This window comes from Haliea sp. E1-2-M8 (assembly GCF_030649675.1).
GTDB lineage: Bacteria > Pseudomonadota > Gammaproteobacteria > Pseudomonadales > Halieaceae > Haliea.
The window spans coordinates 97,360-123,768 of record NZ_JAUTDR010000010.1; the positions used below are offsets into that span (position 1 = coordinate 97,360).

A 26,409-nucleotide genomic window follows, 5' to 3' on the forward strand; every position below is an offset into this window, starting at 1 on the left:
TTTTGACACACGGGGCGCCGGTCATTAGAGGTTACAGTTGTAGTCCCGCGGTTACCGTGCGGTATCGCACTTTGTAAGCAGTGGGGTCTGGGAAGGTACCGGCGGTGCGCCAATGGCAGATTCATTCCTCGCTTTGCTGCCGACCATCTTCGATCATTTCATCTACCTGAGCGCCTTCCGTTCGGCTCGCGTCCGGTTCGACCTGATCCGCTTCTGCCCCGGGCTCCAGGCTCAGCTCAATGAAGATGGGGAAATGATCTGATCCCCAGGCCGGTCCTGTCTCCATACGGACGAGCTTGAAATGGTCGGAGTGGAAGACGTGATCCAGCGGCCAGCGCATGAACAGGCTCTTGGCATTGTAAGTGTTGAACATCCCCCGCCCGATCCGCGGGTCGAGCAGACCGCTGGCTTTCTGAAACAGGCTCGTAGTGTAAGACCACGCTACATCGTTGAAGTCCCCTGTAACAATCGTTGGGGTATCTTGTTTTTCGGCCTCCCGGCCAACTATCAGCAGCTCTGCATCGCGTCCCGTCGTGTCGGTCGCATACCTTGGGTTAGGGGGGGCGGGGTGGACAAAATGCAGGAAAACCCTGTCCTTTGACGGCAACACTACCTGCATGTGCATCGAAGGGATACTGTCCTCGAGAATGAACCGGATAGTGGGGTCGACCATCTCCAGCCGACTATGCACGAGCATGCCGTAAGTGTTGTCCCGTGGGTTCTTGAGCGTGTGCGGATATTCCTGTTCCAATGTCCTGAGCGACTCCTCCCACCAGTCGTCTGCCTCCACGGTCAGGATTATGTCCGGATCATACGCGCGTACAATTTCGAGAAATGCGTCTGACTTCCGGTTTTCCATCAGCACGTTTGCAACCAGCAGGCTGAGGTTGGCATCGTCAGAGGGCGACTCGGCCTGCAGCACCTGCTCGGGCATCAATACTGTGTAGGGGAACATTTTCATTGCCTGATAGCCCACGGCAAGCACCAATAAGCCGAGCACGATGGATTCGTAAACGTGTTTCTTGTCCCAGAACCGAAGATAGACGGCAAGGACGACGACGCCAGCGATGGTAATCTGGCCTCGTGGAAAATCGAAAATGCGAATCCACCAGTGATCGAGACGCACTAGCGGTAGGGCCGTCGCCAGTATTAGAAGCAGGGCAAGGCCGACCAGGACGGGTTTCATGATTTATGAAACGTCTGGTCGACCTCAGTCGGCAGGAGAAACGTATTCGTTTCGACTACGCGCGCAGCTGAACGGGATAGTCGTCGCCTCCTACTCGTGCACGGGGAGATGCAGCGGGTCAGTTGCCGTCCGTGGCATCTTCGATGGCATCGCCCGCGTCCTCGATACTATCGTCAAATTCCTCACCAGCCTCTTCCATAGGACCTTGATCCTCGCAAGCGGAGAGCGAAATCATCAGTGTACTTGCCAGTAAAGCTGCTGCAATGGTTCTACCTAGTTTCATGAGTTCTGCGCTCCTTGGTTGGGCTGTAAGCAAATCCGGTCTGATCATGACAGTGTGTACGGGCGTGATCTGTGCGCTGGCGTACACACGGATCAGACATCGGCTGTGCCGCGCCCCAAGAGTGCAACAATATGTGGGTAACTGCACGGACTCCGCGGCGCCGCGCTGCCTATGATTTGAGGGTACTCCGCCAGGAAACTGGTTTGGTGAACGGAACCCAATAACGCAGCCTGCCAGTGGGCGTGCTGTCTACGAGTGGTCAGGAGGATTCAGTGGAAAAGAAATCGTATATCAAGAAGCAATTACATGAGTTGTTGTATCAGGCACTCGAAACAGAGCGTGGGGGCCTGAAGATCTATGAAACCGCGCTGTCCTGTGCCCTGAACAAAGACTTGAAAACTGAATGGCAAGAATACCTGGAGCAGACGCGCACTCACGAGCAAGTCCTGTTGAAGGTCTTTGACAAACTGGGGATGGATCCGGATACCGTGACCGCTGGACGGGAGGTGGTGGCGCACATCGGCGACTCCCTGGTCACTGCGATGGAAATGGCGAAGGCGGAAGGCGATGCCTCGGCGGCTCAACTTGTAGCGTGCGAGTGCGTGGTTCTGGCTGAAACCAAGGATCACCAGAACTGGGAGCTGATCGGACATGTGGCAGAGCACGGCAAGGGAGAGGGAACCGGCGCGCTCAAGGCAGCGTTCGAAGAGGTGGAGGAAGAGGAGGACCATCACCTCTACCACACCAAGGGGTTCACCCGCGAATTGTGGATAGAATCACTTGGCTTGCCGGCAGTTTTGCCGCCACCCGAAGAAGTAAAGAAAGTTGAAACAGCTATCGGCGCCGCGCGGGCAGAGAATCAGCGCGACGATATGCTGAACTCGAAACACTGACAGATCCTGCAAGCAGTTTGCGACAGGGTCTGCACGACCCAGACATGAAAACGGCAGGGGCTTGCGCCACTGCCGTTCACTTATGCCACTAGTTTGTGGTTAGTGTTGCAGATCACTCCTCCATTTCAAACTCTGGCGCAGAGCGCAGATCTTCACGAGTCATGTCAATTGTCAGCACCTGCTCATCATCCTTGCTCGTTTTGGTTACGCGATCCCAGCTAATAGCCACGTTCTTCTCGCCCATGCCCAGGAATCCGCCGACACCGACTACAATTGCCACAATCTGGCCATTCTCGTCAACAATCAGGTCTTCCACCGGGCCCACATCCTTGTCAATAGCGGTGCTGACTTCCGCACCGATCAGAGCGCTGGCCCGCATACCATTGGCTGGAATAGATGCCATATGGTCTCGGTTTTGCATGTGAGACTTGTCGCCCATTTTCCGCTGGTCCGCCGCTTCCTGCGAATCAGATTTTCCCATGCGCTGAGAGTTGAGGTCACCTTGTGTAGACCTGGTAGTGGATTGCATGGTGCCCTGGTCACGCTGAGTGCTTTGCTCGTTTCTGTCAATTTCCTGGCCAGCAGCTTGTTGAGCCAGCACAGAACCTGCACCGAATGTGATAACCGGTGTGACCAGTGCGCAAAAGGCAAATGAGTGTAGCTTGTTCATATGAATCTCCTCGAAATCATGCGTTTTAGCGGGACAGAGAGTCCTGGTTGCACGCTGCATTCCAACTTTTGGTTCCCAACAACATTGCTGGGAATCGTACTGAATTACCAAACATGTTCTGGCACTCAGGATGAGGTTGTAAGGTACGCTGCGGAACTTGCACAGTCGGTTCGGTGGCGCACCAAGACGCGAGCAGGGAAATGACCCGCTCAGGAAAATCGGCGATTAATGTGCTACGGTGACAGCTGCGTTGTGCAGACGGAGGACTATCCATGAGTCATATTTACAAAGTTATCGACATCGTCGGATCATCACCCAGTTCGATAGAGGATGCGATCGACCAGGCCATTGCACGCACCTCGGACACTGTTAAAAACGTCGAGTGGTTTCAGGTGGACCAGGTGCGGGGCCATGTCGAAAACGGCAAGGTGGGCCATTATCAGGTGGCAATCAAACTTGGCTTCAGGCTGGACGAGAAGTAGCCGCAGCCGGGCGCACATTACGAAGGGCGGTCAAGCCGCCGCTCCGTCAATTCAGCTTCAGTTCAGGAAATTCCTGTCGGAACTTCTGCTCGGCGTCTTCCACCAGCTGTTCGCCCTCGCTCACTTCATTGCGACCGCGCGCTACCTGTGCGCGGGCTTTTTCCATCTCCCGTTCCGCTTCTCGCATGCGTCGCTCGCCTTCATCGACCCTGCGGGTGCCGGTAGCAATGAGCGCACCGCCTTGTTCCCACTGTTGAGCCAGTGAGCTCTTCAGGTCCGCCTCTCGCTGTATGTCGGCCGCGTGACCGCGCATGCGATCAGCAACGGTCGGCTCGGCTGGCTTGCTGGCGCAACCGGTGACGATTACTGCACCAATGGCTATTGGTAGCAACGGAACTGTTTTGAGCAGTTTCATGGAAACCCCCTGTCAGGTGAATTACATGGAGGGCTCATGATAACGTGTCATTGCCGGAGAAAAAAAGTTGGCAGACTAACTTCGGCTCCGGGAGCAGTGCGTGGAACCACGTCCCTGTACCCCCGTTAGCCCCATCGACAAGCGATTCCGGTGTGTGAGGTGGGGCGGGGAGAATTCCTGCCTTGCTTGCCTCAGGATTTGCCGGACATCAGCAGACCAACTCCGGCCGCGACAGAAGCGCCGCCAAGAATCAGGTACCAGGTGGTTGCGTCAGTGAAGCGGCCGGTCACTGCCTCCGTCAGCTGGTCACCCAGACTTTGGGATGATTGGTAAGCGAAAAACAGCAGGATCACGCCCACCACAAGTAGTACAAGAGACAGAACACGATTATTCGGCATTGTTTTCTCTTCCTGTGGGATGAGGGAGCAGTATCCCACTATTTAGTCATATGCAGTAGTAGGACTCGCGGTAGCAATGGCAATGCCGTTGATCTTCACCCGCATGACATGGCGTATCATGGATAATGCTCGCAACGACCATACCGCGATTGGGGGCGCCGTCCCGGATCGCGAAAAGGAGGAAAGGTGACTGCAGCAACTCAGGATTTCATCGTCAACCGTACCGATCTCACCCAGGCCCGATGGGTGAGGGGGCCTGCGCCGACCGAGGTCGCGCTCGACCAGGGCCAGGTGCTCGTGGAGATAGAAAAGTTCGCCTTTACCGCCAATAACATTACCTATGCGGTAGCTGGCGACATGCTGAACTACTGGGCGTTTTTCCCCGCCGAGGCTGGCTGGGGCCGGATTCCGGTCTGGGGCTATGCGACAGTCGTGCGTTCGCGCTGTGACGAGATTGCGGAGGGAGGAAGGCTCTACGGCTATTTCCCGATGTCGTCTCATCTGGTTATGCAGCCTGAGTCGGTGACACCCGGTTCTTTCCTTGACCTTTACCAACAGCGGCGCGAGTTGCACCCGGTCTACAATACCTACAGTCGGCTGCAATCGGGCAGTGCAGCACCGTCGGTCCTGGACGATTTGCGGCCACTTCTGAGCCCCCTCTACACCACTTCATTCCTGATCGACGACTGGCTTGCCGACAATGACTTTTTTGGCGCAACCCAGGCCCTGTTGCTGAGTGCCTCGTCAAAGACCGGGTTCGGGCTGGCTTTTGCTCTGTCCCAGAGGCGATCACAGGGGCCCGCGGTACTCGGCCTTACCTCACCGGGCAATATCGCGTTTGTTGAGAGCCTCGGCTGCTATGACTCGGTCCTCGCCTATGACAGCATTGCCACGCTGGATGCCAGCCGGTCGACCCTGGTGGTCGACTTCGCGGGCGATGGCGATGTGCTGGCGTCCGTGCACCGGCATTTTGGCGACGGGCTGGTCGAGAGCACCCAGGTCGGCCTGTCGCACTGGGATGCGCCCCGGCCGCCAGCGGATCTGCCCGGCGCCAAGCCGCACCTGTTCTTTGCTCCGGACCAGGCGCGCAAGCGCATGCAGGAATGGGGCAGGGAGGGCTTCGATACCAGACTCGGCGAAAGTTGGCGCGCCTTCGCTGCCAGGGCGGCGGACTGGATATCGATCGAACACGGCACGGGGCCTGATGCGATTTCGAAGGTCTATTCGGAAACGCTGGCTGGGCACATCAATCCGGCTGTCGGCAATATGCTTTCTCCCTGATCAGGGTGGGGAGCTCCTTCGGCAGGCCGCCGGGTGCGGAGCGATATCATCCCCGGTACAATGCGCAGTTCGTTACGCAAGCCTGTCTCCGAATACCCTCCTGCAACAAGAGAGAATCTATGACCGAAGCCACACAACTCCCCATCAATTCACTATTTATCGAAGTAACCGGGTCTGGCCTGCCCGAAGTTGACGGCCTGTATGTCCCTTCAGAAGCCCCTCCCGCGAAGTCGGAATCCGGCACCGTGTCCAGTCAGGGCTACTGGAATGGTAAAATGGCCTGGGATCGCGCTGACGGGAAGGCGGCCAGAAGCCCCGCGCTCTCCTATTCCAACAGCTACAAATCCTGGCGTATCTCCCGGCTCGATGGTCATCTTGCCTACGAAATCACCTGCGACGACGAACTGCCGCCAACCGACCGGGAGTGGAATGTCTACAAGATGGGTCTCGCGCCCGCTCCCCGGGTGGTGATCCACTACGTCTATCCGAGAGAACCCTGCCCGCAACCCAACGTGGTCTATGTGCTCGGTGGACCGGGTGCCGGCAAGGGCACCATGTGTGAGCTGGCGGAAATTCAACTGGGCTGGACGCACCTGTCCACCGGCAATCTGCTGCGTGCGGAACAGGAGGCCGGTGGTCCGACCACTGAAATTATCAAGAAATACATCGCCGCCGGTAAACTGGTTCCCAATGAAATCGTGGTACGTTTGCTGAAAGATGCGATGGAAACGACCACCCGCACCACCGGAAAGCGGAACTTCCTGATCGATGGCTTTCCCCGTTCGCTGTCCAACCTGGAGGCGTGGTACGAGGTTTTCGGCCGCGAAACGGAGCTTCCCACCATGCTCTACTTTGAGTGCCCGTTCGAGGTTCTCGAACAGCGGATTCTGGGTCGAGCGCGATACTCTGGCCGGGCGGATGACAACGTCGAGGCCATGAAGCTGAGGTTTGACACATTCAAGGAAGAAACTCTACCCACCGTCGACCTGTTCAGAAGCAAGGGCAAGTGTGTTGAACTCGACACCAGCCAGGATCGCGAAACGGTCTATTCTCTGCTCCGCGACCAATTGGCCCCGCATACGGATGCCGAGCTGATGGCGCAGCCCCTGAGCGAGCAAGCGGAAATTCTGCTCGGCCTGCGGCCTTATCCGAACAGCGCGTGAGACGCTTTAACTAATTATCCCTGTGCCCGCACCAGGGGAGGCAGATAGTGCAATTTGCCCACTGCGCCGGTAGAATCGCTGCTTTTTTGAGCAGACTCCCGGATATTCTCCATGAAGCTTCTGAAAGAACTGGTCCACCCCGAGCTCGCCACTCGGGAGGGCCGAACGACCTCATGCACATGACATCGCACTTTTTTGTCTGTGATGTTGCGCCCCAACTGTCGGCCGTGCGGATGGAAAGCTATGAGATCGCCAACGGCATGAGGCCGATCTGGATTTCGGTCATGGAGGCGATGCACCACAACTGTCAGGTAATGTCACGACAGGAGAAATCCATGGGTCAATCGATTCAGCGCGAGACTTTCATGCTCGAGCAAATCGCCCTTGAGCTTGTGGCAGAGGCTGCTTAAAGCGTATTCAGGGACCACGGATGACGACTATTGAGATAGAGGAAAAAAGCCGGTTAAAGGACTGCAAGGTGAGCATCCGCGACGCCCTTGCAAGCATCGATATTCGCCTGCGTGAATACGCGCAGGAAATTCAGACCCGCAAGGAATACATGTGGGATGCACGGCGCGATATGGATCATATCGAGAAAATAGCGGTGCGCCAGACTATTGAGCAGACCCTCGATTCCGCTGAAGTCCTCAAGGAGCAGCGGGATAAACTAGTAAAGCTGACGCAGTCTCCCTACTTTGGACGTTTCGATTTCATCAAGCCTGGTGAGACCAAAGGCGAGCCGGTCTATGTCGGAGTCCACCATTCCCTGGACGAAGCCAGGCGTGCCACATTGGTCTATGGTCGATGATGTGCTGCAGGACGAGCTCAGCCGCGCCAGTAGCGACGATGGCATGAAGAATAATATTGTCGCAACCATCCAGCGAGACCAGAATGCGATCATCCGCAACGACGACGCCCACACCCTGATTATCCAGGGCGTTGCCGGTTCTGGGAAGACCTCCATAGCGCTGCACCGTATTGCCTACCTGCTGTACCGGTTCAAGGACACCCTGAGTTCCGACGATATTCTGATCATCTCACCCAACCGGGTATTCGCGGACTATATCGGCAACGTGCTGCCGGAACTCGGCGAAGAGCAGGTGGCGGAGATTGGGATGGAGACTCTGGCCACTGAGTTGCTGGATCACCAGTACCGGTTTCAGAGCTTCTTTGAGCAGACTACGAGCTTGTTGGAAAGCGGTGATGAAACGCTCAGGGCGCGTATCACCGCCAAGGCCTCCCCAGGATTTCTGCATACCATTGATCGCTATGTGGATCATCTGGAGAAAAAGTCTTTTCAGGCTGTGCAGTGGAACACGGGTCGCAAGATTGTTCCCGACTGGTTCTTCGCCGAAGCCTGGCAGAAGCATCCGGGTGTCGACCTGATCGAGCGTATCGCCAGGGTCGTCAAGGCTACCGAAAGCCAGATTGGATTTCACTACAACTATGATCTGCGCACTGAACTCACCAAAAGTTTTCGCTCAACCTGGGAAATCATGCAGCTTGCGCTGGCCATCGCCCCCAATCCGGAGCTGGAGGCCATGGAGCGTCATGGCGAGAACCCTCGGCTTCTCCGCTGCGCTGGCACCAGGGGTATGGTAATACGGTTGCGCGAGGAGATTGATGCCTTCGATGAGTCCGCTCACCACAGCCTCGCTATAATCGTCAAAACCCAGAAGCAGGCCAACCGGCTGCACAAGTCGCTTGTTGATGCCACGTTGGGTGTGCGTCTCCTCGCGGCCGAGAGCACTGGATTCTCCTCCGGTGTGATCATTTGCTCTGCACATATGGCCAAGGGCCTGGAACTCGACCGCGTGATTATCGCCGACGTCAGCGCCAGCAACTTTCACACCGAGATGGATCGTCACCTGCTCTACGTAGCCTGCACCCGCGCCATGCATAGACTCGTCTTATTCTTCACCGGCGACCCCAGTCCTTTTATTCAACCGCAATTACCGGGCGGTACTGAGCCATGCTAATGCACGATAACGCAATGTCGGCCCCATCCATGATGGAGGGGATCTCGGTATTGCATGAAATTCGTCTCGACCATGTATTGCGCCGCGTTCGCGCCAGCGGGGCACGCCGCGTTCTCGACCTCGGCTGTGGTTCGGGGCTGTTGTTACACCGTCTGGCAGTGGAAACACAGTTTGACAGTGTCGTGGGCCTGGAGACCTGTCCCCGCGCCCTGACCAAGGCTCGGCAATTGTTGGCGGATCACCCGCAGGGGCCGTTTCCTCACCTGAGGCTAATCAATGGCTCCTACACTGAACCGCAGCCGGCACTTCGCGATTACGATGTCGCCGTAATGGTGGAAACTATCGAGCACGTCAAGCCGAACTTGCTGTCGGCTGTGGAGCAAAGTGTGTTTGGGCAGATGCGGCCACGGGTGGTTTACCTGACTACGCCCAACCGGGAATATAATCCGCTGTTCGGTTTGCATCCCGGCGAATTTCGCGAGGCCGATCACAAATTCGAGTGGGATAGAGCAAGGTTTGGGCAGTGGGCACACGGGGTGGCCCGGCGCAACGGCTACCGGGTGGTATTGGGCGGCATAGGCGACCAAGACCCGGAGCTTGGCCCGCCAACCCAAACTGCTTACTTTTCAATTGTTGACTGAGTGCAACAGGAGCTGCAATGAAATTTTTCCCCGCATCCCGTCATCTCGGCTTTCTGGTTGCCGCCCTCGCGGCGGGCCTTGGTCTGTTGGCTGCGACCCAACATCCCGCCTGGTCCCTGCTGGCGGTACTTGGCGGGGTTCTCTGCGGGGTGGGGCTGTACGACCTGCTGCAAACCCGGCGCGCGGTGTTGCGCAACTACCCGGTGGTTGGTCATTTTCGCTATTTGTTCGAGGGGATCCGGCCGGAGATTCGGCAGTACTTCATTGAATCAGACAGCGACGAGCTGCCTTTCTCCCGGCGCCAGCGCGCCATTGTCTACCAGCGTGCCAAATCCGATCTGGACAAGCGCCCGTTCGGGACGCTGGAAAACGTTTATCGCAGCGACTACGAGTGGATCAATCACTCACTGCAACCGGTTTATATTCCCGACCACAACTTCCGTGTCATCGTCGGCGAAGATACGGCCCAGCCCTATAGCGCCAGCGTGTTCAATATTTCCGCGATGAGCTTTGGCGCCATGTCCGCCAATGCTATCCGTGCACTGAATGCCGGTGCTCGTCAGGGCGGTTTCTACCACGATACGGGTGAGGGCGGCATTTCACCCTATCACCGCGAACACGGTGGTGATCTGGTGTGGGAGGTCGGTACCGGCTATTTCGGCTGTCGCGATGCAAAAGGGCGCTTCAGTGAGGAGCGCTTCGCGGAAAATGCCCGCGAACCCCAGGTGAAGATGATTGAGCTGAAGCTGTCCCAGGGAGCGAAGCCGGGGCAGGGGGGGTTGCTGCCTGGGGCCAAGGTGACCGGGGAAATTGCCAGTACCCGGGGTATTCCAGAGGGCGAGGACTGCCATTCACCGGCGGTCCACTCAGCGTTTTCCACTCCCATTGAGCTATTGCAGTTTGTGGCGCGGCTGCGCGAGCTGTCCGGCGGCAAGCCCACGGGGTTCAAGCTGGCTGTAGGCCATCCCTGGGAGTGGTTTGCCATTGCCCGGGCCATGCAGGAAACCGGTATAGTGCCGGATTTTATCGTCGTCGATGGTGGCGAAGGGGGAACCGGTGCGGCGCCCCTTGAGTTTGCCGACCACGTTGGCGTGCCCATGCGCGAAGGCCTGATGCTGGTCCACAACACCCTGGTGGGCCTTGAACTGCGTGATCGTGTCCGGGTCGCGGCAGCCGGCAAGATTATCAGCGCCTTCGATCTCGCTCATACTCTGTCGATTGGGGCCGATTGGTGCAATGCCGCGCGCGGGTTCATGTTTGCGCTCGGCTGTATTCAGTCGCGAAATTGCCACAACGGGCGCTGTCCCACCGGCGTGGCGACCCAGGATCAGGGTCGCCAGCGTGGGCTGGTACCGGAAGACAAGGCTACCCGGGTCTGCAATTTTCAGCAAAACACACTCAAGGCACTGCGCGACCTGCTGATGGCGGCGGGGGTCGAGCATCCGGCGCTGCTGGGCCCGGAGCACGTGATCCGCCGCGTCTCGCAAACCCAGGTGCGTTCCCTGGGGCAGCTTTACCCATCGCTGCAGCCCGGCCAGTTGTTGCAACCCGCCGGCGGCGATGGTTATGGGCATATGGTATTCGACCTGTTCTGGGAACATGCGCGCGCCGACAGCTTTGCGGCGCCAGCGCGGGTTCGGAGCTAGCTAGCCTGACGCAGCGCTTGCCATTTCCCGCTTGTCGTCAAAGTACTGATAGCCGTTGCGACCTTTTTCCTTGGCGCTGTACATGGCGTTATCTGCGTTCTGCATTAACGTGTCAGCATCAAGCCCGTTGTCCGGGTACACACTGATGCCGATACTCAGGCTGACCTGGACCTCATGGCCATCGATAATGCGGGGCAGGGCAAACTTGGCCAACAGCTTTTCGGCGACATGGGCCGAATCCCGCATCTCTTCAATTTCCGTCAACAGGATAACGAACTCGTCACCACCGTGGCGGCTGACCGTATCCGTCGTGCGCACGCAGGACAGGATGTCCTCCGCCACCTCCCGCAACAACTGATCGCCGATCGCGTGGCCATAGGCATCATTGATTTGCTTGAAATAATCGAGATCCAGAAACAGCAGCGCAAGTTGCTTGCCGTGCCGATTTGCCATGCCCATGGCCTGGGTGAGTCGCTCCATGAGCAGTACGCGATTGGGCAGGCAGGTAAGGGAATCGTGTTGGGCGAGATGGCTCATCTTTTTCATCACCGAGATGGATTGGCGCGCGTCGTGGAATACGATGACTGCACCGGCCAGCTTTCCCTTGCGATTGCGGATTGGCGCCGCTGAATCCTCGATCTCCAGGTCAGTGCCGTCGCGCCGGATCAGTACGCTGCCCAGGGCCAGTTCCACGATTTGGTTCTGACTGATCGCCCGCTGGGAGGGGCTGATCCTGGGTTCTCGGCTGGTGCCATCGACAATGCAAAAGACTTCCTCGACCGGACGTCCCACCGCCAGTTGGCTCGACCAGCCGGTCAGCGTCTCTGCCACCTTGTTGAGATAGATGATTGTGCCTTTGGGATCGACGACAAGTACCGCGTCGCCGATGGCGTCGAGGGTGATTTGCGCCATGTCTTCGAAGGAGACATCACCTAAAGCGTCTGTGGCAGGCTCGCGATCACGCGTCGCGTGCGGCTGCTCCGGGCCTGGACCCATGCCCAGGACTCCCTCCCAAGTGCAGTTGATGTCTTTCTTGTGGCTGCACTGGTAGTGCCTGACTGGCAGGACCAGGCTCAGGAGCCTGTCCAGTGACTGACATCGAATTCGAACCACGGGTCCCCCGCACCAAGGGCATGCCGGCTGCGTTCTGGACGGGCGAGCGCAGACAACGGGCCAAGTTGTCAGGGGTCTGGATGTGTTCGCAGCTCTGTGCATTCTGGTGATGCTAAAGACGCAACACTATCCAGTCTGTGCGGAAGCCCACGCAGGGCCTGCGGAGTCAACGGGTCTTGGGCTTGTAGGCCAACAATCGGTCTGACTCCCTTTTTACCACCTCATAACATTCACAGGCGAGCTCCGTAAGCTGAACCCGGTCCAGAACCTTTATCCGCCCACGCTTGTACTCGATGATCCCGAGCTTTTGCAGTTTGCCCGCTGCCTCCGTAACCCCCTCCCGGCGTACGCCGAGCATGTTCGCAATCAGTTCCTGCGTCATGACGAGTTCGGGGCCGCTCAGGCGGTCCAGGGACAGCAACAACCAGCGGCACAGTTGCTGGTCGATGGTGTGGTGACGATTACATACCGCGGTCTGGGCCATCTGGGTAATCAGGGACTGGGTATAGCGCAGCATGACAAAAAGCAGTTCACCGTGGCGGTTGAACTCGTCCTTGAGCCGCTGTCCCATCAGGCGGTAGGCGTAGCCGGCGCTCTGCACAACCCCACGACTGGGGGTGCTTTCGCCCCCCATGAACAGGGAAACACCCACAATCCCCTCGTTGCCAACCACCGAGATTTCCGCCGACTGGCCGCTTTCCATGACGTAGAGCAGAGAGACGATGCTGTCGACGGGGAAATAAACGTACCGCAGGGTATCCCCGGATTCATACAGCGCCTGGCCAAGGGTCAGCGGCACCAGTTCCAGGAAGGGGAAGATGCGCTCCTGCACCTCTGCGGACAAACAGTCCAGAAGGTGATTTTGCTTGGGATTCTGGTTCGCATTGGTGGCCGGAATCATACAAAGCTCTCCCAGCTGGGCAAAGTTGCAGTCATGGAACTCAAGCTCGCCCTAGTTTAACGAGTCCCCAGTGTAAACCTGAAGGTGAGTATATGTCATGTTATACCAATGCGATCGCTCGCTATGTGCGATTTCGCACATACGTTGCGGACTGCAGGTCACTGCAGCAAGCAGTCTTCGCGATAATGTGCCTCACCGTACATACATCAAATTTGCAGAGTCTTAGTATCTCGCCTCCGTTGCTCATGGTGCATGGAGCTTTTCGCAATGATCGCTGGAAACCTGGTTGGATTACGGCATTTAAATCATCGAGTTCATGTCACATATTCCTGGTTAGTTGTAGTTGATGCCGTACTTTTTTTCGCCGCCTGCTATCTGGCGACGTGGCTATATTATATGCCGCGGCAGGTATCGTTGTCCGAACACCTCTCGATACTTCCGTATCAGGCACTGGTTTTCACAGGCGTGACTGTACTTGCGATGCTCTCCATGGGGCTCTACCAACCGCGCCTGCGGGAAGGTGCCAACGGCATATTTCTGCGCACAGTTGGCGCTTTCATGCTGATGGTCAGTGGGATGATGGCGATCATTTATCTGGTGCCAGCTCTGCAACTCGCTCCTGCTGTGTTGCTCTACGCCGCTGCGCTGGCTTTTGTATCAAGCTTGCTGACCCGCGAACTGTTCAGCAACACCGTGAAGCAGGAACAGTTCAACCGCCGGGTGCTGGTCATTGGCACCGGGCGGATGGCCAACAACATAGCGCGCAAGATGCGTCGTACCAGCGACCGCCATGGGTTTCGCATCTGTGGCTATTTACGTGTGCCGGGAGAAACCACCGCAGTTGAATCGGTCAACATCCTTACCATGAAGCAGTGCCTGTTCGATTATGTGCGGCAACAGAATATTCATCAGGTCGTGGTGGCGTTAGACAATCAACACGACAGTATTCCCGCTGAGGAGCTACTCCGCTGCCGGATGGGTGGGGTGTCGGTGCTTGGTATTCTCGACTTTTTTGAGCAGGAAGCCGGTAAGGTGCTGGTGGAAGATGCACCTCCCGAGTGGTTCATCTTCGCCCGGGGCTTCAAACGCCAGCTCGCAGGCAGAGCAGCAAAAAGGCTGTTTGATCTCTGTGGAGCGCTGTTCCTGTTACTTCTCACCTGGCCTGTGATGTTGCTCACTGTCCTGGCGATCAAGATAGAAGACGGGATCCGCGCTCCGGTGATTTTTCGACAGCAGCGTGTGGGACTGAACGGCGTCGTGTTCAGCGTAATGAAGTTTCGCAGCATGACGGTTGACGCAGAAAGCGACGGCAAGGCGCGCTGGGCGGCAGCAAACGATGCCAGAGTGACGCGGGTCGGGAAACTGATCCGCAAACTGCGTATTGATGAGTTGCCGCAGATCTTCAATGTGCTGGCAGGAAATATGGCCCTGGTCGGTCCGCGCCCAGAACGCCCCGAATTTGTCTGCGAGCTGTGCAGGGAAATTCCTTACTTCGACAATCGTCACAGTGTAAAACCGGGCATCACCGGCTGGGCGCAGCTGAACTATCCCTATGGCGCGTCAGTGGCCGATGCCAGGCACAAGCTGGAATATGATTTGTACTATGTGAAGAACCAGAGCCTGTATCTGGATTTTATGGTCTTGCTGCAGACTGTTGAAGTGGTGTTGTTTGGCAAGGGAGCGCACTAGGAAGCAGGGCTTCTCAGCATCAGGAGTCGATATCCCGGCGCAGGTCCTGCTCCAGTTTTTTGGTCGCGGTGATATCCAGCAGGGTTATGACTACCCCGTCAATTACGTTATCGAGCCTGCGGTAAGGCATGATCCGCACCGTAAACCAGCGACCATCCGTGGCGAGAATCTGCTTCTCGGAAAATGCCAGGGTACGCAGGGTATCCAGCGCATCACTGTGCAGATCAGGGTACTGGAGGTTGCTGGTGAGGTCGCTGAGCGGTCGCCCCAGGTCGCTCTCCCGAACATTGATAATTTTTGTCGCCCGGTCAGTGTAGCGTCTTACGTTCAGGTCCTGATCCAGAAACAGGATTGCGATTTCTATGCTGTTGAGCAGGTTCCGCATGTCGCTCTGGGCCAGCGCGAGATCGTCCAGCTTGGACTGCATCTCGGCGTTGATGGTTTGCAGCTCCTCATTCATCGACTGCATTTCTTCCTTGGAGGTGGTGAGCTCCTCGTTGGTTGACTGGAGTTCCTCGTTGGTTGACTGCAGTTCCTCGTTTGCTGACTGCAGTTTTTCACTGGTCGCGCGCCCCTCTTCCCGTAGACTCAGTATTTCATCGCGGCATTGTTGCAGCTCGGATTCGTGCGAGCTTGCCAGCGGTTCTTTTCGCCTTTCCCGGCGGTCTCCCTCAGCTGTCTGGGCGACATCATGAAATACAATCATCACTGCATCACGCGGGTTATTCGGCAGGGCCAGGGCCTGTATGGTCACATCGACATACTGCACGCCTCCGCCCGGTAACTCTACCTGTAGACCGTGCAGGGTTTGCGTTTCGCTCTCCTTGGCCAACTTCCTCAGGGCGGCATTGATCGGTGTCCGCAGGCCTTCACGCAGCATTGCGTGAAGGTTCCAGTTGGTTTTGCCCGTTGGAGGCTCCAGGTACTTCCCGGTGCGGCCACTGATATAGAGAATATCACCGTCGTGATTGATGACGACGGCGGCGGGCGCATAAACCTGCAGCAGGACCTGGTCGGTGGTCGCCTGCAGGTTATCGCTCGGGGGAGGAGTGGTCGGCAAGGGTTGCTCCCTGACTGTTTTGAACAGTGGTGGAAAAGAATTCAGCAGAAAATTGGACCGTCTTCTGGAGACATCGTCCTGGCGTCGGTACAGGCGCAGTTTCGATTCTGTGGTTGTGAACAGCCGGGTGTCCTGGCCTACCGTCTCGGCAGTGCCCAGCAGCAGCACCCCGCCCCGGCGCAGGCTGTAGTGAAAAATCGGTATAACACGGTGCTGCAGATTGGAATCGAAGTAAATGAGCAGATTGCGGCAGCAAATCAGGTCCAGCCTGGTGAAGGGCGGGTCCATTATCACATCATGCTGGGCAAACAGAACCATGTCGCGAATGTCGCTGTTGATCTGGTAATGGTCAGTGTGGTCGGTGAAAAAATGCGCCAGTCGCTCCGCTGACACCTCGGCCTGGATCGCGTAGGAGTACCGCCCCCGACGGGCAGTGTCGATGGCGTCCCGGCTCAGGTCGGTGGCAAAGATCTGCAGGGAGTAATCCCGAAAAATTCCGTGCTGGCGGGTCACCTCCTTGAAGGCGATCGCCAGCGAATAGGCCTCTTCACCAGTTGAGCAGCCGACTACCCAGGCCCGCAGTCTTCGTTGCTCGCTGCGCTCGGCCAGCATCTCCGGCAGGGTGACCGCAGCCAGGTGCTCCCATACCGCTTGGTCGCGGAAAAAGCTGGTCACCCCGATCAGCAGCTCCTTGAACAGCAGCTCTATCTCCTGTGGATTGGTCTTGAGATATGCAACGTATTGTTCCGGCGTGGCGATGGCATGGATGGCCATACGGCGCTCCATGCGCCGGTTCAGGGTGCTGCGCTTGTACGCCGAAAAATCGTGTCGGGTTTTCTGCAATAGCAGACTGAATACGGCTTGCAGCGGTTCATTCTCAACTTCCTGTTCCTGTTCCTGTTCCTGTTCCTGCTCCTGCTCCTGCTCCTGCTCCTCGGCGGGATAATGCGGGGCCTGAACCTGGGCGATGTAAGCCAGAATACGTGCCGGCAATTCCTCCGGCGGTGCCACGATGTCACCGCATTCCGCGGCGATAGCGCTTTTGGGCATCGAGTCGAATTGTGCGGTGTCCGGGCTCTGCACCACGGTTAAACCGCCTACCGCCCGGACTGCCTGCAGGCCCAGCGTACCATCGGAGCCCATCCCGGAAAGGACCACGGCGATGGCGCGTTCACCCAGCGCGGCCGCCAGGGAAGAGAACAGGACATTGATGGGCAGCTGCATGCCCCGGGGTTGCGCAGGCTTATCCAGTTGCAGAGTGCCGTTGCTGACGCTGAGTTCGGTATTGGGCGCGATCACATAGACGCAGTCGGGCTCGATGCGCGCATTCTGCCGCGCCTCGCGCACCGGCATGGAGGTAGCCCGCTGCAGGAGCTCGGATAGCAGGGTTTGGTGTGTTGGATCGAGGTGTTGCACGACGATATAAGCCAGCCCGCTTCGCGTCGGGGTATTGCCGAGAAACGCCTCCAGCGGCGCCAGCCCACCGGCAGATGCACCAAGGCCTACGATACGGGTCGTCTGGGATGGGCGCGCTGGGGGTGAGACGTTGGGGGTCAGGGCAGCCATGGCCTGGAGCCACTAATCGGGGTTACCCGACAGCCGTGTCCTCGCTGCAGGTCACCAGAGTACATTCGCTTCCCGGCAAGATGGACGCCACGAACTGCAAGGTCGCGGCTCCACTTGCGGCGGGTTTCGCCTGCACCGTGCAGGAAGCTCTGACCCCGCTCTGCACTACTTGCTGCAGGAATTCCTGGAGTTGTGGGCGGAATTCCGCAGTCAGGAGAGTATCGATTCGATGTCCGCCGAGATCTTCCCGTGGAAGCCCAAAGAGCTCCGCGGCGGCAAGATTACCTTCCACGATGGTGCCCTCGTGATCGAGGAGAAAGTAGCCCGCGGGAGCGTAGTCAAAGAGAGCCCGATAGCGACTGAGATCTTCCATCAGCACACGCTCGTTGGCGGCAATTTCCTCATGCTGCACGTCCAGTTCAACCTGGTGGACCTGCAGTTCGTGCAGCAGCTTGAGCGCATCCTGCGCAGTATCCGGATTACTGGACAAGCGGTGCAGCATGCACAGGGCGTCAACACCCATAGCCCAGTTTTGAGTGCTGGGCGGTGTGCCGGCCTTCAACTGTGCTTCTGCCTTGCGGCGCAATTGCGCAAAGACAGCGGGTTCATCACTGGATGTCGACATATACTCTGCAACCTTGCTTTCAGAAGCCGAGCGGTAGTGTAGCCCATCGCGCCCTTTAATAGAATGGGATTATCCGTTGCTAACCCGTGCGTTTTTCGAATTCAAGCTCCGGATAGCCCTGGTTGGCAGACTCGTCCATCCTGTCGTAGTAGTTGTTGGCCCCGCCGAAGTAAATCAGCACGCGCGGCGCTTTATCTTCGAGGTTGGCACCCATCATCCAGGAGTTCACCTTGTCACCCTCGGCCATCAGCGTCTGGTTGTGAATCTCCGCGGTGTGTGCCGTCCACTCATCCTCCGCTTCTTGGCGCGGGCTAACCACATCGTAACCTTCGCTTTCCATTTTCTTGATGCAGTTTGTGATCCAGATCACATTCTGCTCAATGGATGTCGGCAGGTTGGCGAAGGGCGCTTGTGGCCCGGTGACAATGAACATGTTGGGGAAATCCGCGACGCAAACACCCATGATCGACTTCGATTGCTGCTGCCACTTCTCCCGCAGGGTCTGGCCGCTGACTCCGCGAATGGGAAAGGCTTCCAGCGCCCCGGTGTAGGCCTTGAAACCGGTAGCGAGCACAATGATGTCGAACTCGTAGTGGTTTTCCGTGGTGCGCACGCCGGTCTCGGTGATTTCGACAATGGGCTCGCGGTCCTTGATATCGATCAGGTGGACGTTGTCGCGGCTGTAGGCTTCCAGATAGCCATGGTCCAGAGGGGGGCGCTTGGCGAACAGCGGGTAATCCTCGAGCTTGGGGACCAGGATCTCTGCGATGGCGGGGTCCTCGATCCGCTCCTTCATCTTGTCGATGATGAACTGCGAGGCCATCTTGTTCGCCTCGGGGTCAGATAGCAGGTCTTCAAAAGTCTCGAACACCCAGCGGAAGCTGCCGGTCCATTTCTCCTCGAAGATGCGCTGCCTTTCCTCTGGTGACGTCTCGACGGCCTTGCGACCCTCGGCAGTGTCGAAGGCCATGCCAAAAATGTGATTGCGGCACTTGGTGACGATCTCGTCGTAGTTCTCCTTGATCTCCTTTTCCCACTCCGGCGTCATCGGCTGCTGCATCGCAGGCAGGATGAAGTTCGGTGTGCGGTGGAAGACCGTCACGCTCTTGGCAGTCTTGGCCATCACCGGCAGCATCTGTACGGTGGTGGCGCCCGCACCGATAATGCCAACGCGCTTGCCGGCGTAGTCGAGGTCTTCCTGGGGCCAGCGCGAGGAATGGAACAGGGGGCCCTTGAACGTATCCATGCCCTTGATCTTCGGAATCACCGGCTCCGAGATCATGCCCATCCCACTGATGAAATATTTGCAGGTGAAGGTGTCGCCCGCGGCCGTGGTGATCAGCCAGTGAGCGCTGTCCTGCTGGTAATCGGCGCTGACAATTTCCGTGTTCAACTGGATGTGCGGCCACATATCGCACTTGTCGGCGACGAAATGAAAGTAGTTGTGGGTCTCTTTCCAGTCGGGGTAGCGCCGGGTCCAGGACCACTCCTGCAGGAGCTCCCTGGAGAAGGTCAGACAGTAGTAGTAACTTTCGCTGTCCGTCATTGCTCCCGGGTAGCGGTTCCAGGTCCAGGTGCCACCGATGTCGGCTGCCTTGTCGAACACGCGGATGGACAATCCCGCCTCGCGGAGGTAGTGAATGAGGGCGAGGCCGGCAAAGCCGGCGCCAATCGCGATGGCATCGTAATCAGTGTGCTGGGTTGTCATGCTGGTATTCCTCGTCTTATATATGATGGCGCCGGCCAAATATCGCTGATCCGGGCAGCCAACAGCAACCCGGATGGGCACGATATTATACTTGCTAGGCGCAAACAAGCAAAATATTCGGGCTTGAGGGGCCCGGCTGGAAGGGCGCGCATCCACTGTTGTCGAGGGCGTAGTGGGCATCCCGGTTGCCTGCGAGCATGCGCTGTCGCCGCAGGAATCTCTGTTGGTAAACGAACACAGGGTTTGAATTACGGACACCTGCAAGGTGTGCCAGCGTACCGACGTCCACCGCGTTAACTTTCATTATGTCTTGGGTGCAGTACGCCACGGTGGTCGCTGAGAGCCACCACGTCATTGAAATCCGGGAGAGAGCTCATGAGTGTAGGAACAATTCTGCTGATCGTACTGATATTGCTGTTGATAGGGGTGATTCCCAGTTGGCCCCACAGCCGCCAATGGGGCTACGGTCCGAGTGGCGCTATTGGGGTGATCGTACTGGTATTGGTTGTATTGCTGTTGATGGGAAAAATCTGATGAATTACGGAGACGATATGACGAACTACGGAGAAGACATGATGAATTACGGTGACAGTGCGAGGAACAACGATCCATCCATGGGTTCCGCCAGAAAGCAGTTCGCCGAGGATTTCAAGGCGGTAGTGGCCGATGCCGAGGCGCTGATAGCGGCGACCGCAAACCAGGGCGACGAAAAGCTGGTTGAGATCCGGGCCCGGGCGGAAGAATCCGTCAAGGCAGCCAAGGCAACGATCGCGGAAATGCAGTCTGCGATGGTGATGAGGTCGAAGGAGGCAGCGGACGCGGTTGATGTCTATGTCCACGAAAGCCCCTGGCAGTCCATAGGTATCGCCGCCGGCGCAGGGGTTATCGTTGGCCTTATGCTGAGTCACCGTTGAACCCATGGCGGAAGATGTAACGCCGCAGAAAAGGGGCTTGATGGCTTCGGTGTTTGCGCTGACAGACACTCTGCTGGTTATAGCCCACACCCGCCTTGAGCTGCTTGCCAATGAGCTTGAAGGCGAGAGGGCCGCCTTGCTGTCATGGCTGGTCCTGACCCAGGTGATGCTGTTTTGCCTGGGGGTCGGAGTGGTGCTGGCATCGATTCTGCTCGTGCTGGCACTGGGCGAGGCCTATCGCCTGCCAGCGCTGGCGGTGTTGACCGTTGTTTTCATCGGCACGGGGGTTGTCGCCGGCTGGTATGCCTATCGGAGCATCAAAAACAAACCGAAGTTGTTTGCGGCCAGTTTGGCGGAACTGCAAAGCGACCGTAGCCGGCCAGAGACACCGCTGTGAGTGCGAAGCGTGAAAGTATTGCAGCGCGGCGACGGATGCTGATCGGCGAAATAGCCCGGCAGCGTCAGTCCCTGGGGCAGGAGGTGGCCTCGTGGGCTGCGCCTCTGGCGGTGGTTGACCAGGGCCTGAACGTGTTGCGCTATGTCAAGCGCCACCCAATAATGGCGACTGTAGCGGTTTCGCTGCTGCTCAAGTTGCGCCGTGGTGGGCGAACTACCACATGGCTTAGCCGCGGTCTGATCGCCTGGCGGTTGATCGACAGGTTTAATGGCCTGGGGAGAGGCGATGGGGGGCGCGCAGCCCATCGACGCGGTGATGAGGCAAAAGAACCCGGGTTGCTGCGCCAGCAGCCCGTGGCCTGAATTGCTTTACCTTTGCTGGTCGGCCCGCATCAGGGCCGCATCGCGGTCAGCGGTCAGCCGCGCTTTTTCGGCGGCAAACTGTGCATCCGCCTCGCTCTTGCAGGCCTTCTTTTCGAGATCCTCCAGGGCATCGCACTTCTCGGTTTCGATATCGTAGCGGCCTTCAGCTTCGGCCTTCGCGATCTCGAATTCAGCCCGCACTTTTTCGCTCATTGCCCCGGACTCGGCTGCAGCGAGATCCTCACGGCTGTCCTTGCTGCTGCTACTGTAGCTGTCCCTCGCCGAAGCCATATCCCTCTCCGAATCCTCATGGTTTTCCCGCGCATCCTCCTTGGCTTCCCGGACCTCCTCAAACGCATCCGAACGGGCCTCCGCCACATCTCCGGCCGTACTCGACGCGTCTTGATCACACCCTGTAATGGCGAGGCCGAGGCTTGCCGCAGCGAGCAGGGATAATAGCTGCTGATTCATTGCACGTACTCCTGAGCGAATGGGAATAACTTGCCGAGGCTTGCACCCGGAATCACCGATGGTGGACCGCGGGCAATCCTGCGTCTGTATGGTGTCGCACTGAGTGTTTCGCTGGCCGGTGGTATGCCCTCGGGTCAAGGTAGCAGGCGTGCATATCCGTCCATTACCATGCCATAGCAGTCGCAGGACTCGGCTTCCAGGGCCTTGCGGTCAAGGATCGAAATGTGGCCTCGGGTGTAGTGAATGATGTTTGCCCGCTGCAGGTGACCCGCAGCGATAGTGACACCGCCTCGCTGCACGCCCAGCATGTCGGCGAGAACCTGGTGGGTCAGATGAAAGTGGTCGCTGTGGGCCCGGTCGTGGACTGTCAGCAGCGCGCGTGCCAGCCGCGCAGCAACATCGTGGAAGCGAAAACAGGTAGCGGTTTGGGTCAGTTGCAGAATCATTACATACAGGTAGTGCTTGAGGTAGCGCGCCGCGACGGGGCTATGCTTCAGAATCTCCAGTAGCTCCCGGGGTGGCATTTGCAGCGCCGTTCCTGAGGCCTGTACCACGCTGCGCTCGGGTGCCACATCGACCCCGAGCAGAACGGTCACGCCGAGCATTCCTTCGTTACCTATCTGCTCGGTTTCAATGGACTGATGACCGTTCAGCACTTTCACCATGCTGATCACCCCGGACATTGGAAAGTACACATGCTGGAACGGCGTTTCCGATTCACACAATACATGGCCCACCTGCAACTCGACCTGCTCGCAATGGGCCATGAAATGGGCGTGTTCCAGTGGTGGCAATTTCTCGATCAGCCGGTTGGCAATGGGCGCCGTTGTTGGCAGCGGGCTTGAAGTTTGCATTATCACCTCGTGCGTCCTGAACTCGAGTCGGGATGGCCTGGTGCGTCGTGGAGGGTGTGCATAACCCGGCGCAACCCAAGTATCGTTCGACTGAGCGCGAGTATCTGTTCGTTTACACACAAATGCCTGCTTCATTCACGCGATTCTCCCAGCGGCCTGCGAGCGGACAGCGGCGTCGCAACGACCGGCCAATGTGCTCGAGCGCACAGACGCGTGCGCACCTCGGGGGTCATGCTGGATGAGGTCGACTGCGAGAGGGGCTCGGTACATTGGTGCCGGGCAGTGGCGTTTATGTCCTTCGAATTGTCGCCCAGGTCAGAAATTCATCGGCCACCCGGTAGTGGTGGCGACAACGAGGCAGGACAACATGAGCAAGAAGCTAACATTCGGATTGTACAACTTTAAGGTACCCAGGTTCGTCTCCTTGCGGTTTGCAGCCGTCCTCGCAGGGGTGCTCGTTCTCGCAGCCTGCGCTTCCGCACCGCAGGCTCCCAACCGGTCCCTGCAGGCCGCTGAGCAGGCGATTGCCACAGCTGAGCAGGCGCGGGTCGCGGATTATGCCTCCCTGGAATTGAGTCAGGCTCGCGAGAAGCTCGCCGCTGCCCGCCGCGCGGTGCACCAGGAGGAGATGATTGTGGCGGAACGGTTGGCGGACGAGGCGCTGGTAGAAGCCCAGCTGGCCACCGCCAAGGCCAGCGAAATCAAGGCCAAAAAGATCAATGACGATATGCAGGAAAGCACCAGGACTCTGATCCTTGAAATGCGCCGCGACACAGGAATTCGCTAATGAACATTCTCAAGCAACATCTGAAACTGCCGCTGGCCGTGGCCCTGGCTTCCCTGGTGCTGGCAGGCTGTACCTCAGTATCTGCACCGGAAGGCTCCGCTGAAGTGCGCAGCAAACTGACCCGGCTCCAGGCCAACCAGGAACTGGCCAGTCGCGCGCCGGTGTCGATCAAGGAGGCCGAACAGGCAGTGCGTGCCGCGGAAGTGCCTGAGGAAGACGAAGACCTCGCCGAGCACCGGGTGTTCATGGCGGACAGGAAGGTCGATATTGCTGCCGCCCAGGCCCACGCCCGTCTCTACGAGGACCAGCGTGTGGAGCTGAGCAAGGCAAGTGAACAGGCGCGCCTGGACGCTCGCACCCGGGAAGCGGACAGGGCACGCATGGACGCCGGTGTCGCCCGCAGTGACGCCGAACAAGCCCGGGCGGAAGCCCGCCGTGCCCGGGATGAAGCCGCTCTCGCCAATCTGGAAGCCGGCGTTGCCCGCGAGGACGCCGAAGCCGCGCGCCTGAAGCAGGCGGAACTCAATCGTCAGCTTGAGGAACTCAACGCGAAGGAAACTGCGCGCGGCATTGTTATCACGCTGGGCGATGTACTGTTCGCCACGGGTCGGGCCGAGCTCACCGGCAGTGCGCCAGAAGGCTTGCGCAAGCTCGCCGCCTTCCTTGGTGAGTATCCGGATCGCAGTATTGCCATTGAAGGGCACACCGATAGCGTCGGCACCGACGAGTTCAATATGGGCCTGTCCCAGCGCCGCGCGGATGCTGTGCAGACCTTTCTCGTCAACCAGGGTGTCGCCGCCAGTCGCATGCGCGCGGTGGGCAAGGGTGAAGGTTCGCCCATCGCGAGCAATGACACAAACACCGGCCGCCAGCAGAATCGCCGGGTTGAGGTGATTATCGAGAAATAGCAGCAAGCATTACCGAGGCACTTTTTGAGGCCTGGCCAGCGGACCGGAAAGACGGTCCATTGGCCAGGCTTTTTATTGTCTGGCAGCGAAGGGTCGGGTACCGTCACGGCTGCATTGGACCTGAGGCCCGATCCTTGAACATACTCTCCCACAGCGACTGGATGCAGCGCGCGTTGACCCTGGCAGACCGTGCGGCCGCCGAGGGCGAAGTGCCGGTGGGCGCAGTGGTGGTGCGCGCTGGCGAGCTCTTGGGTGAGGGTTGGAACTCCGTTATCGGCAGCCAGGACCCCACCGCCCATGCGGAGATTGCTGCACTGCGGGATGCCGCCCGCCGGGAGGGCAACTATCGCCTGCCCGGCGCGACCCTGTATGTCACCCTGGAGCCCTGCAGCATGTGTGCCGGTGCGCTGGTACACGCCCGCATTGAACTGCTGGTGTTTGCGGCCCGTGAGCCCAGGGCGGGGGTGGTGTGCAGCCAGTGCGCCCTGCTGGAGTCGCCCTGGTACAACCACCGGGTGCAGTGGCTGGAGGGGGTGTTGGCAGATGAATCCAGCGCCCGGCTGCAGAGGTTTTTCCGGGCCCGCCGCTTATAGCGCGAGGAAGCGCTTCTCCCGCAGGGGCAGCGGCAGGAAGTCGTCCGGATGCAGGGGCCGTTCCGGCTGGATGGCGGGCATGTCCTGCCACTGCAGGATGCTGTAGTAGTGGCGGATATTCTGCACAAAGTGCATGGCCTCGCCGCCGCGGGCATAGCCATAGCGGGTGGTTCGATAGTGCTCGCGTTTCTGCAGCAGCGGCAGGTGTGTCATCACATCGCTCCACAGGTGCGGGTCGCCACCCATCCGTTCAGTCAGCACCCGGGCATCTTCCAGGTGCGCCAGGCCGATATTGTAGGCAGCGAGCGCCATCCAGGTGCGGTCGGGTTCGTAGATATCTCGTGGCAGTCGCCGCCGCATGTCCTTGAAGTAGCGGGCACCGCCGCGCAGGCTCTGCACCGGGTCGAGACGATCCTCGACCCCCATCTCTTGCGCCGTCGGGTTGGTCAGCATCATCATGCCGCGGACTCCGGTCGGTGACGTTGCCTCCGGTTCCCAGTGGGACTCCTGGTAGGAGATTGCTGCCAGCAGGTGCCAGTCGAGTTGGTATTCGTCGGCGACCTGACGGATCAGTTCGCGGTAAGCAGGCAATTTGCCGCGAATATTGCGGGCGAAGGTATGCGAGCCGATGCGGGACAGCACCGTGGTATGGCCGAAGTGCTGTTCCCGCAGCTGCTCCAGGCTGCCGTCGCCCTGCAGCCGGGCGAAGAACTGGTTGACGCGCTGTTGCAGGCTGCGGTACTCGGGGCCCGGCGGCAGGTACCAGACCATCTCCTGCTCCGGGCCCAGGTCGAAGGCGACCTCCAGCATCGGGTACAGGCTCTGTTGCATGCGAAATTCATTGGAGTCGATTACCGCCAGCTCCGCGCTGCCGTTGTCTACCAGCTCGAGTAGCTCCATGGTGTCGGCGCCTTCGACGACCTCCCAGCGCAGTTCCGGCCAGTCCTCTTCCGCCATGACTTCAAGCGCCTGTTCGTGGCTGCTCCCGGCCAGTACCACCAGCCTCAGGTCGCCGAGGTCATCGAGACCGTCCGGGCGGCGGTTCCCGGTCCGGTAGATAACCCGGGGTATCATGCTGGCATAGCCGATGGAATGGCTGAAGCGCTGGCTGCGGTCGTCGGTGAGGCTGAGGCCCGCTGCCGCCAGGTCGACTTCCTCCCGCTGCAGCCGGCGGAAAATGCCGTCCAGGGAGTACGCGGTCTGCATGCGCAGGTCGACGCCCAGGTCCTCCGCCAGCAACTGAGCCAGGTCGTGCTCAAAGCCCGCAGCGCCTTCCTTGTCGAGGTAGTAGGTGGTGGGACTGTTGCGACTGACCACGGCGATTTCGCCATCGGCCAGCACCTGTTGCAGCCGATCGGACGGGGAACAGGCGCTCAGGGTTGCCAGCACCAGCATGCTGACCAGGCATCGAATGGTAATCATGA

30 protein-coding genes are annotated in these 26,409 nt (G+C 58.6%); 17 read left to right on the forward strand and 13 right to left on the reverse strand.

Features of this window, described 5'->3' with window-relative positions:
* Nucleotides 1–121: 121 nt before the first annotated feature.
* The gene (locus tag Q6D67_RS10240) at nucleotides 122–1,186 is read right to left on the reverse strand and encodes an endonuclease/exonuclease/phosphatase family protein (protein WP_304705511.1); all 1,065 of its coding nucleotides are present in this window, start codon (nucleotides 1,184–1,186) and stop codon (nucleotides 122–124) included.
* A gap of 118 nt (nucleotides 1,187–1,304) precedes the next feature.
* Entirely contained in the window at nucleotides 1,305–1,469 is a 165-nt protein-coding gene (locus tag Q6D67_RS10245; RefSeq protein ID WP_304705512.1) for a hypothetical protein, read from the reverse strand.
* Nucleotides 1,470–1,741: 272 nt separating this feature from the next.
* On the opposite strand from Q6D67_RS10245, the gene Q6D67_RS10250 reads away from it, so the two are divergent.
* Entirely contained in the window at nucleotides 1,742–2,362 is a 621-nt protein-coding gene (locus Q6D67_RS10250; RefSeq protein WP_304705513.1) for a hypothetical protein, read from the forward strand.
* 112 nt (nucleotides 2,363–2,474) lie between these two features.
* On the opposite strand, the gene Q6D67_RS10255 is transcribed toward Q6D67_RS10250, so the two are convergent.
* Nucleotides 2,475–3,032, reverse strand: a complete 558-nt coding sequence (locus Q6D67_RS10255; protein ID WP_304705514.1) for a PRC-barrel domain-containing protein — start codon at nucleotides 3,030–3,032, stop codon at nucleotides 2,475–2,477.
* A gap of 272 nt (nucleotides 3,033–3,304) precedes the next feature.
* Between Q6D67_RS10255 and Q6D67_RS10260 the strand changes: the two genes are divergently transcribed.
* Entirely contained in the window at nucleotides 3,305–3,514 is a 210-nt protein-coding gene (locus Q6D67_RS10260; RefSeq protein ID WP_304705515.1) for a dodecin, read from the forward strand.
* Nucleotides 3,515–3,560: 46 nt separating this feature from the next.
* On the opposite strand, the gene Q6D67_RS10265 is transcribed toward Q6D67_RS10260, so the two are convergent.
* On the reverse strand, nucleotides 3,561–3,929 hold the full coding sequence (locus Q6D67_RS10265) for a hypothetical protein (RefSeq protein WP_304705516.1): 369 nt from the start codon (nucleotides 3,927–3,929) through the stop codon (nucleotides 3,561–3,563).
* 191 nt (nucleotides 3,930–4,120) lie between these two features.
* Complete coding sequence (locus tag Q6D67_RS10270; RefSeq protein WP_304705517.1) at nucleotides 4,121–4,327, reverse strand: DUF3185 family protein; 207 nt, start codon at nucleotides 4,325–4,327, stop codon at nucleotides 4,121–4,123.
* A 186-nt stretch (nucleotides 4,328–4,513) separates the two neighbouring features.
* Between Q6D67_RS10270 and Q6D67_RS10275 the strand changes: the two genes are divergently transcribed.
* The 7 genes from Q6D67_RS10275 to Q6D67_RS10305 all read left to right on the forward strand — a co-directional run bounded on the left by Q6D67_RS10275 (nucleotide 4,514) and on the right by Q6D67_RS10305 (nucleotide 11,037).
* Entirely contained in the window at nucleotides 4,514–5,608 is a 1,095-nt protein-coding gene (locus Q6D67_RS10275; protein WP_304705518.1) for a DUF2855 family protein, read from the forward strand.
* A gap of 119 nt (nucleotides 5,609–5,727) precedes the next feature.
* Entirely contained in the window at nucleotides 5,728–6,771 is a 1,044-nt protein-coding gene (locus Q6D67_RS10280; RefSeq protein ID WP_304705519.1) for a nucleoside monophosphate kinase, read from the forward strand.
* A gap of 173 nt (nucleotides 6,772–6,944) precedes the next feature.
* Complete coding sequence (locus tag Q6D67_RS10285) at nucleotides 6,945–7,181, forward strand: hypothetical protein (RefSeq protein WP_304705520.1); 237 nt, start codon at nucleotides 6,945–6,947, stop codon at nucleotides 7,179–7,181.
* Between the two features lie 20 nt (nucleotides 7,182–7,201).
* Nucleotides 7,202–7,579 carry a hypothetical protein gene (locus tag Q6D67_RS10290; RefSeq protein WP_304705521.1) on the forward strand — a complete coding sequence of 126 codons (378 nt, stop codon included), beginning with the start codon at nucleotides 7,202–7,204 and terminating at the stop codon, nucleotides 7,577–7,579.
* Entirely contained in the window at nucleotides 7,554–8,750 is a 1,197-nt protein-coding gene (locus Q6D67_RS10295) for a 3'-5' exonuclease (RefSeq protein WP_304705522.1), read from the forward strand. The genes Q6D67_RS10290 and Q6D67_RS10295 overlap by 26 nt, the downstream gene beginning before the upstream one ends.
* Nucleotides 8,751–8,779: 29 nt before the next feature.
* Nucleotides 8,780–9,391, forward strand: a complete 612-nt coding sequence (locus tag Q6D67_RS10300) for a methyltransferase (protein ID WP_304705523.1) — start codon at nucleotides 8,780–8,782, stop codon at nucleotides 9,389–9,391.
* Between the two features lie 17 nt (nucleotides 9,392–9,408).
* Nucleotides 9,409–11,037 (forward strand): FMN-binding glutamate synthase family protein, encoded by a 1,629-nt coding sequence (locus tag Q6D67_RS10305; protein WP_304705524.1) that lies wholly within the window; start codon nucleotides 9,409–9,411, stop codon nucleotides 11,035–11,037.
* Here the strand turns inward: Q6D67_RS10305 and Q6D67_RS10310 are convergent, their stop codons facing one another.
* Together Q6D67_RS10310 and Q6D67_RS10315 are read right to left on the reverse strand one after the other, a co-directional pair.
* Nucleotides 11,038–12,033, reverse strand: a complete 996-nt coding sequence (locus Q6D67_RS10310) for a diguanylate cyclase domain-containing protein (RefSeq protein ID WP_304705525.1) — start codon at nucleotides 12,031–12,033, stop codon at nucleotides 11,038–11,040.
* A 283-nt stretch (nucleotides 12,034–12,316) separates the two neighbouring features.
* A complete protein-coding gene (locus Q6D67_RS10315; protein ID WP_304705526.1) occupies nucleotides 12,317–13,051 on the reverse strand; it encodes a Crp/Fnr family transcriptional regulator in 735 nt (244 codons plus the stop codon).
* Nucleotides 13,052–13,318: 267 nt separating this feature from the next.
* Between Q6D67_RS10315 and Q6D67_RS10320 the strand changes: the two genes are divergently transcribed.
* On the forward strand, nucleotides 13,319–14,740 hold the full coding sequence (locus tag Q6D67_RS10320) for a TIGR03013 family XrtA/PEP-CTERM system glycosyltransferase (RefSeq protein WP_304705527.1): 1,422 nt from the start codon (nucleotides 13,319–13,321) through the stop codon (nucleotides 14,738–14,740).
* A 19-nt stretch (nucleotides 14,741–14,759) separates the two neighbouring features.
* On the opposite strand, the gene Q6D67_RS10325 is transcribed toward Q6D67_RS10320, so the two are convergent.
* The 3 genes from Q6D67_RS10325 to Q6D67_RS10335 all read right to left on the reverse strand — a co-directional run bounded on the left by Q6D67_RS10325 (nucleotide 14,760) and on the right by Q6D67_RS10335 (nucleotide 19,699).
* On the reverse strand, nucleotides 14,760–17,366 hold the full coding sequence (locus Q6D67_RS10325; protein ID WP_304705528.1) for a chemotaxis protein CheB: 2,607 nt from the start codon (nucleotides 17,364–17,366) through the stop codon (nucleotides 14,760–14,762).
* 22 nt (nucleotides 17,367–17,388) lie between these two features.
* On the reverse strand, nucleotides 17,389–17,991 hold the full coding sequence (locus Q6D67_RS10330) for a PAS domain S-box protein (protein WP_304705529.1): 603 nt from the start codon (nucleotides 17,989–17,991) through the stop codon (nucleotides 17,389–17,391).
* A gap of 79 nt (nucleotides 17,992–18,070) precedes the next feature.
* Complete coding sequence (locus Q6D67_RS10335; protein ID WP_304705530.1) at nucleotides 18,071–19,699, reverse strand: NAD(P)/FAD-dependent oxidoreductase; 1,629 nt, start codon at nucleotides 19,697–19,699, stop codon at nucleotides 18,071–18,073.
* A gap of 375 nt (nucleotides 19,700–20,074) precedes the next feature.
* On the opposite strand from Q6D67_RS10335, the gene Q6D67_RS10340 reads away from it, so the two are divergent.
* From Q6D67_RS10340 to Q6D67_RS10355, 4 genes are read left to right on the forward strand one after another with little or no spacing between them, the layout of a single operon-like run.
* Nucleotides 20,075–20,233 (forward strand): DUF3309 family protein, encoded by a 159-nt coding sequence (locus Q6D67_RS10340; protein ID WP_304705531.1) that lies wholly within the window; start codon nucleotides 20,075–20,077, stop codon nucleotides 20,231–20,233.
* A gap of 17 nt (nucleotides 20,234–20,250) precedes the next feature.
* Nucleotides 20,251–20,613 carry a YqjD family protein gene (locus Q6D67_RS10345; RefSeq protein WP_304705532.1) on the forward strand — a complete coding sequence of 121 codons (363 nt, stop codon included), beginning with the start codon at nucleotides 20,251–20,253 and terminating at the stop codon, nucleotides 20,611–20,613.
* Nucleotides 20,614–20,653: 40 nt separating this feature from the next.
* A complete protein-coding gene (locus Q6D67_RS10350; RefSeq protein WP_304705533.1) occupies nucleotides 20,654–21,010 on the forward strand; it encodes a phage holin family protein in 357 nt (118 codons plus the stop codon).
* Entirely contained in the window at nucleotides 21,007–21,372 is a 366-nt protein-coding gene (locus Q6D67_RS10355; protein WP_304705534.1) for a YqjK-like family protein, read from the forward strand. The genes Q6D67_RS10350 and Q6D67_RS10355 overlap by 4 nt, the downstream gene beginning before the upstream one ends.
* 6 nt (nucleotides 21,373–21,378) lie before the next feature.
* Here the strand turns inward: Q6D67_RS10355 and Q6D67_RS10360 are convergent, their stop codons facing one another.
* Entirely contained in the window at nucleotides 21,379–21,843 is a 465-nt protein-coding gene (locus tag Q6D67_RS10360) for a hypothetical protein (protein WP_304705535.1), read from the reverse strand.
* Nucleotides 21,844–21,977: 134 nt separating this feature from the next.
* Complete coding sequence (locus tag Q6D67_RS10365; RefSeq protein ID WP_304705536.1) at nucleotides 21,978–22,697, reverse strand: Crp/Fnr family transcriptional regulator; 720 nt, start codon at nucleotides 22,695–22,697, stop codon at nucleotides 21,978–21,980.
* A 424-nt stretch (nucleotides 22,698–23,121) separates the two neighbouring features.
* Between Q6D67_RS10365 and Q6D67_RS10370 the strand changes: the two genes are divergently transcribed.
* The 3 genes from Q6D67_RS10370 to tadA all read left to right on the forward strand — a co-directional run bounded on the left by Q6D67_RS10370 (nucleotide 23,122) and on the right by tadA (nucleotide 24,985).
* The gene (locus Q6D67_RS10370) at nucleotides 23,122–23,484 is read left to right on the forward strand and encodes a DUF4398 domain-containing protein (RefSeq protein ID WP_304705537.1); all 363 of its coding nucleotides are present in this window, start codon (nucleotides 23,122–23,124) and stop codon (nucleotides 23,482–23,484) included.
* Complete coding sequence (locus Q6D67_RS10375) at nucleotides 23,484–24,392, forward strand: OmpA family protein (protein ID WP_304705538.1); 909 nt, start codon at nucleotides 23,484–23,486, stop codon at nucleotides 24,390–24,392. The genes Q6D67_RS10370 and Q6D67_RS10375 overlap by 1 nt, the downstream gene beginning before the upstream one ends.
* A 134-nt stretch (nucleotides 24,393–24,526) precedes the next feature.
* Nucleotides 24,527–24,985, forward strand: coding sequence for a tRNA adenosine(34) deaminase TadA (tadA, locus tag Q6D67_RS10380; protein ID WP_304705539.1), 459 nt, complete (start codon nucleotides 24,527–24,529; stop codon nucleotides 24,983–24,985).
* On the opposite strand, the gene mltF is transcribed toward tadA, so the two are convergent.
* On the reverse strand, nucleotides 24,980–26,407 hold the full coding sequence (mltF, locus tag Q6D67_RS10385) for a membrane-bound lytic murein transglycosylase MltF (RefSeq protein WP_304705540.1): 1,428 nt from the start codon (nucleotides 26,405–26,407) through the stop codon (nucleotides 24,980–24,982). The genes tadA and mltF overlap by 6 nt on opposite strands.
* Nucleotides 26,408–26,409: the final 2 nt, after the last annotated feature.

Bases quoted from the DNA above. Each gene is read 5' to 3' on its own strand.
- Q6D67_RS10240 (WP_304705511.1), bottom strand. From the start codon at position 1,186: ATGAAACCCGTCCTGGTCGGCCTTGCCCTGCTTCTAATACTGGCGACG.
- Q6D67_RS10245 (WP_304705512.1), bottom strand. From the start codon at position 1,469: ATGAAACTAGGTAGAACCATTGCAGCAGCTTTACTGGCAAGTACACTG.
- Q6D67_RS10255 (WP_304705514.1), bottom strand. From the start codon at position 3,032: ATGAACAAGCTACACTCATTTGCCTTTTGCGCACTGGTCACACCGGTT.
- Q6D67_RS10260 (WP_304705515.1), top strand. From the start codon at position 3,305: ATGAGTCATATTTACAAAGTTATCGACATCGTCGGATCATCACCCAGT.
- Q6D67_RS10265 (WP_304705516.1), bottom strand. From the start codon at position 3,929: ATGAAACTGCTCAAAACAGTTCCGTTGCTACCAATAGCCATTGGTGCA.
- Q6D67_RS10270 (WP_304705517.1), bottom strand. From the start codon at position 4,327: ATGCCGAATAATCGTGTTCTGTCTCTTGTACTACTTGTGGTGGGCGTG.
- Q6D67_RS10280 (WP_304705519.1), top strand. From the start codon at position 5,728: ATGACCGAAGCCACACAACTCCCCATCAATTCACTATTTATCGAAGTA.
- Q6D67_RS10285 (WP_304705520.1), top strand. From the start codon at position 6,945: ATGCACATGACATCGCACTTTTTTGTCTGTGATGTTGCGCCCCAACTG.
- Q6D67_RS10290 (WP_304705521.1), top strand. From the start codon at position 7,202: ATGACGACTATTGAGATAGAGGAAAAAAGCCGGTTAAAGGACTGCAAG.
- Q6D67_RS10300 (WP_304705523.1), top strand. From the start codon at position 8,780: ATGATGGAGGGGATCTCGGTATTGCATGAAATTCGTCTCGACCATGTA.
- Q6D67_RS10305 (WP_304705524.1), top strand. From the start codon at position 9,409: ATGAAATTTTTCCCCGCATCCCGTCATCTCGGCTTTCTGGTTGCCGCC.
- Q6D67_RS10310 (WP_304705525.1), bottom strand. From the start codon at position 12,033: ATGGGTCCAGGCCCGGAGCAGCCGCACGCGACGCGTGATCGCGAGCCT.
- Q6D67_RS10315 (WP_304705526.1), bottom strand. From the start codon at position 13,051: ATGATTCCGGCCACCAATGCGAACCAGAATCCCAAGCAAAATCACCTT.
- Q6D67_RS10320 (WP_304705527.1), top strand. From the start codon at position 13,319: ATGATCGCTGGAAACCTGGTTGGATTACGGCATTTAAATCATCGAGTT.
- Q6D67_RS10325 (WP_304705528.1), bottom strand. From the start codon at position 17,366: ATGGCTGCCCTGACCCCCAACGTCTCACCCCCAGCGCGCCCATCCCAG.
- Q6D67_RS10330 (WP_304705529.1), bottom strand. From the start codon at position 17,991: ATGTCGACATCCAGTGATGAACCCGCTGTCTTTGCGCAATTGCGCCGC.
- Q6D67_RS10335 (WP_304705530.1), bottom strand. From the start codon at position 19,699: ATGACAACCCAGCACACTGATTACGATGCCATCGCGATTGGCGCCGGC.
- Q6D67_RS10340 (WP_304705531.1), top strand. From the start codon at position 20,075: ATGAGTGTAGGAACAATTCTGCTGATCGTACTGATATTGCTGTTGATA.
- Q6D67_RS10345 (WP_304705532.1), top strand. From the start codon at position 20,251: ATGACGAACTACGGAGAAGACATGATGAATTACGGTGACAGTGCGAGG.
- Q6D67_RS10350 (WP_304705533.1), top strand. From the start codon at position 20,654: ATGGCTTCGGTGTTTGCGCTGACAGACACTCTGCTGGTTATAGCCCAC.
- Q6D67_RS10360 (WP_304705535.1), bottom strand. From the start codon at position 21,843: ATGAATCAGCAGCTATTATCCCTGCTCGCTGCGGCAAGCCTCGGCCTC.
- Q6D67_RS10365 (WP_304705536.1), bottom strand. From the start codon at position 22,697: ATGCAAACTTCAAGCCCGCTGCCAACAACGGCGCCCATTGCCAACCGG.
- Q6D67_RS10375 (WP_304705538.1), top strand. From the start codon at position 23,484: ATGAACATTCTCAAGCAACATCTGAAACTGCCGCTGGCCGTGGCCCTG.
- mltF (WP_304705540.1), bottom strand. From the start codon at position 26,407: ATGATTACCATTCGATGCCTGGTCAGCATGCTGGTGCTGGCAACCCTG.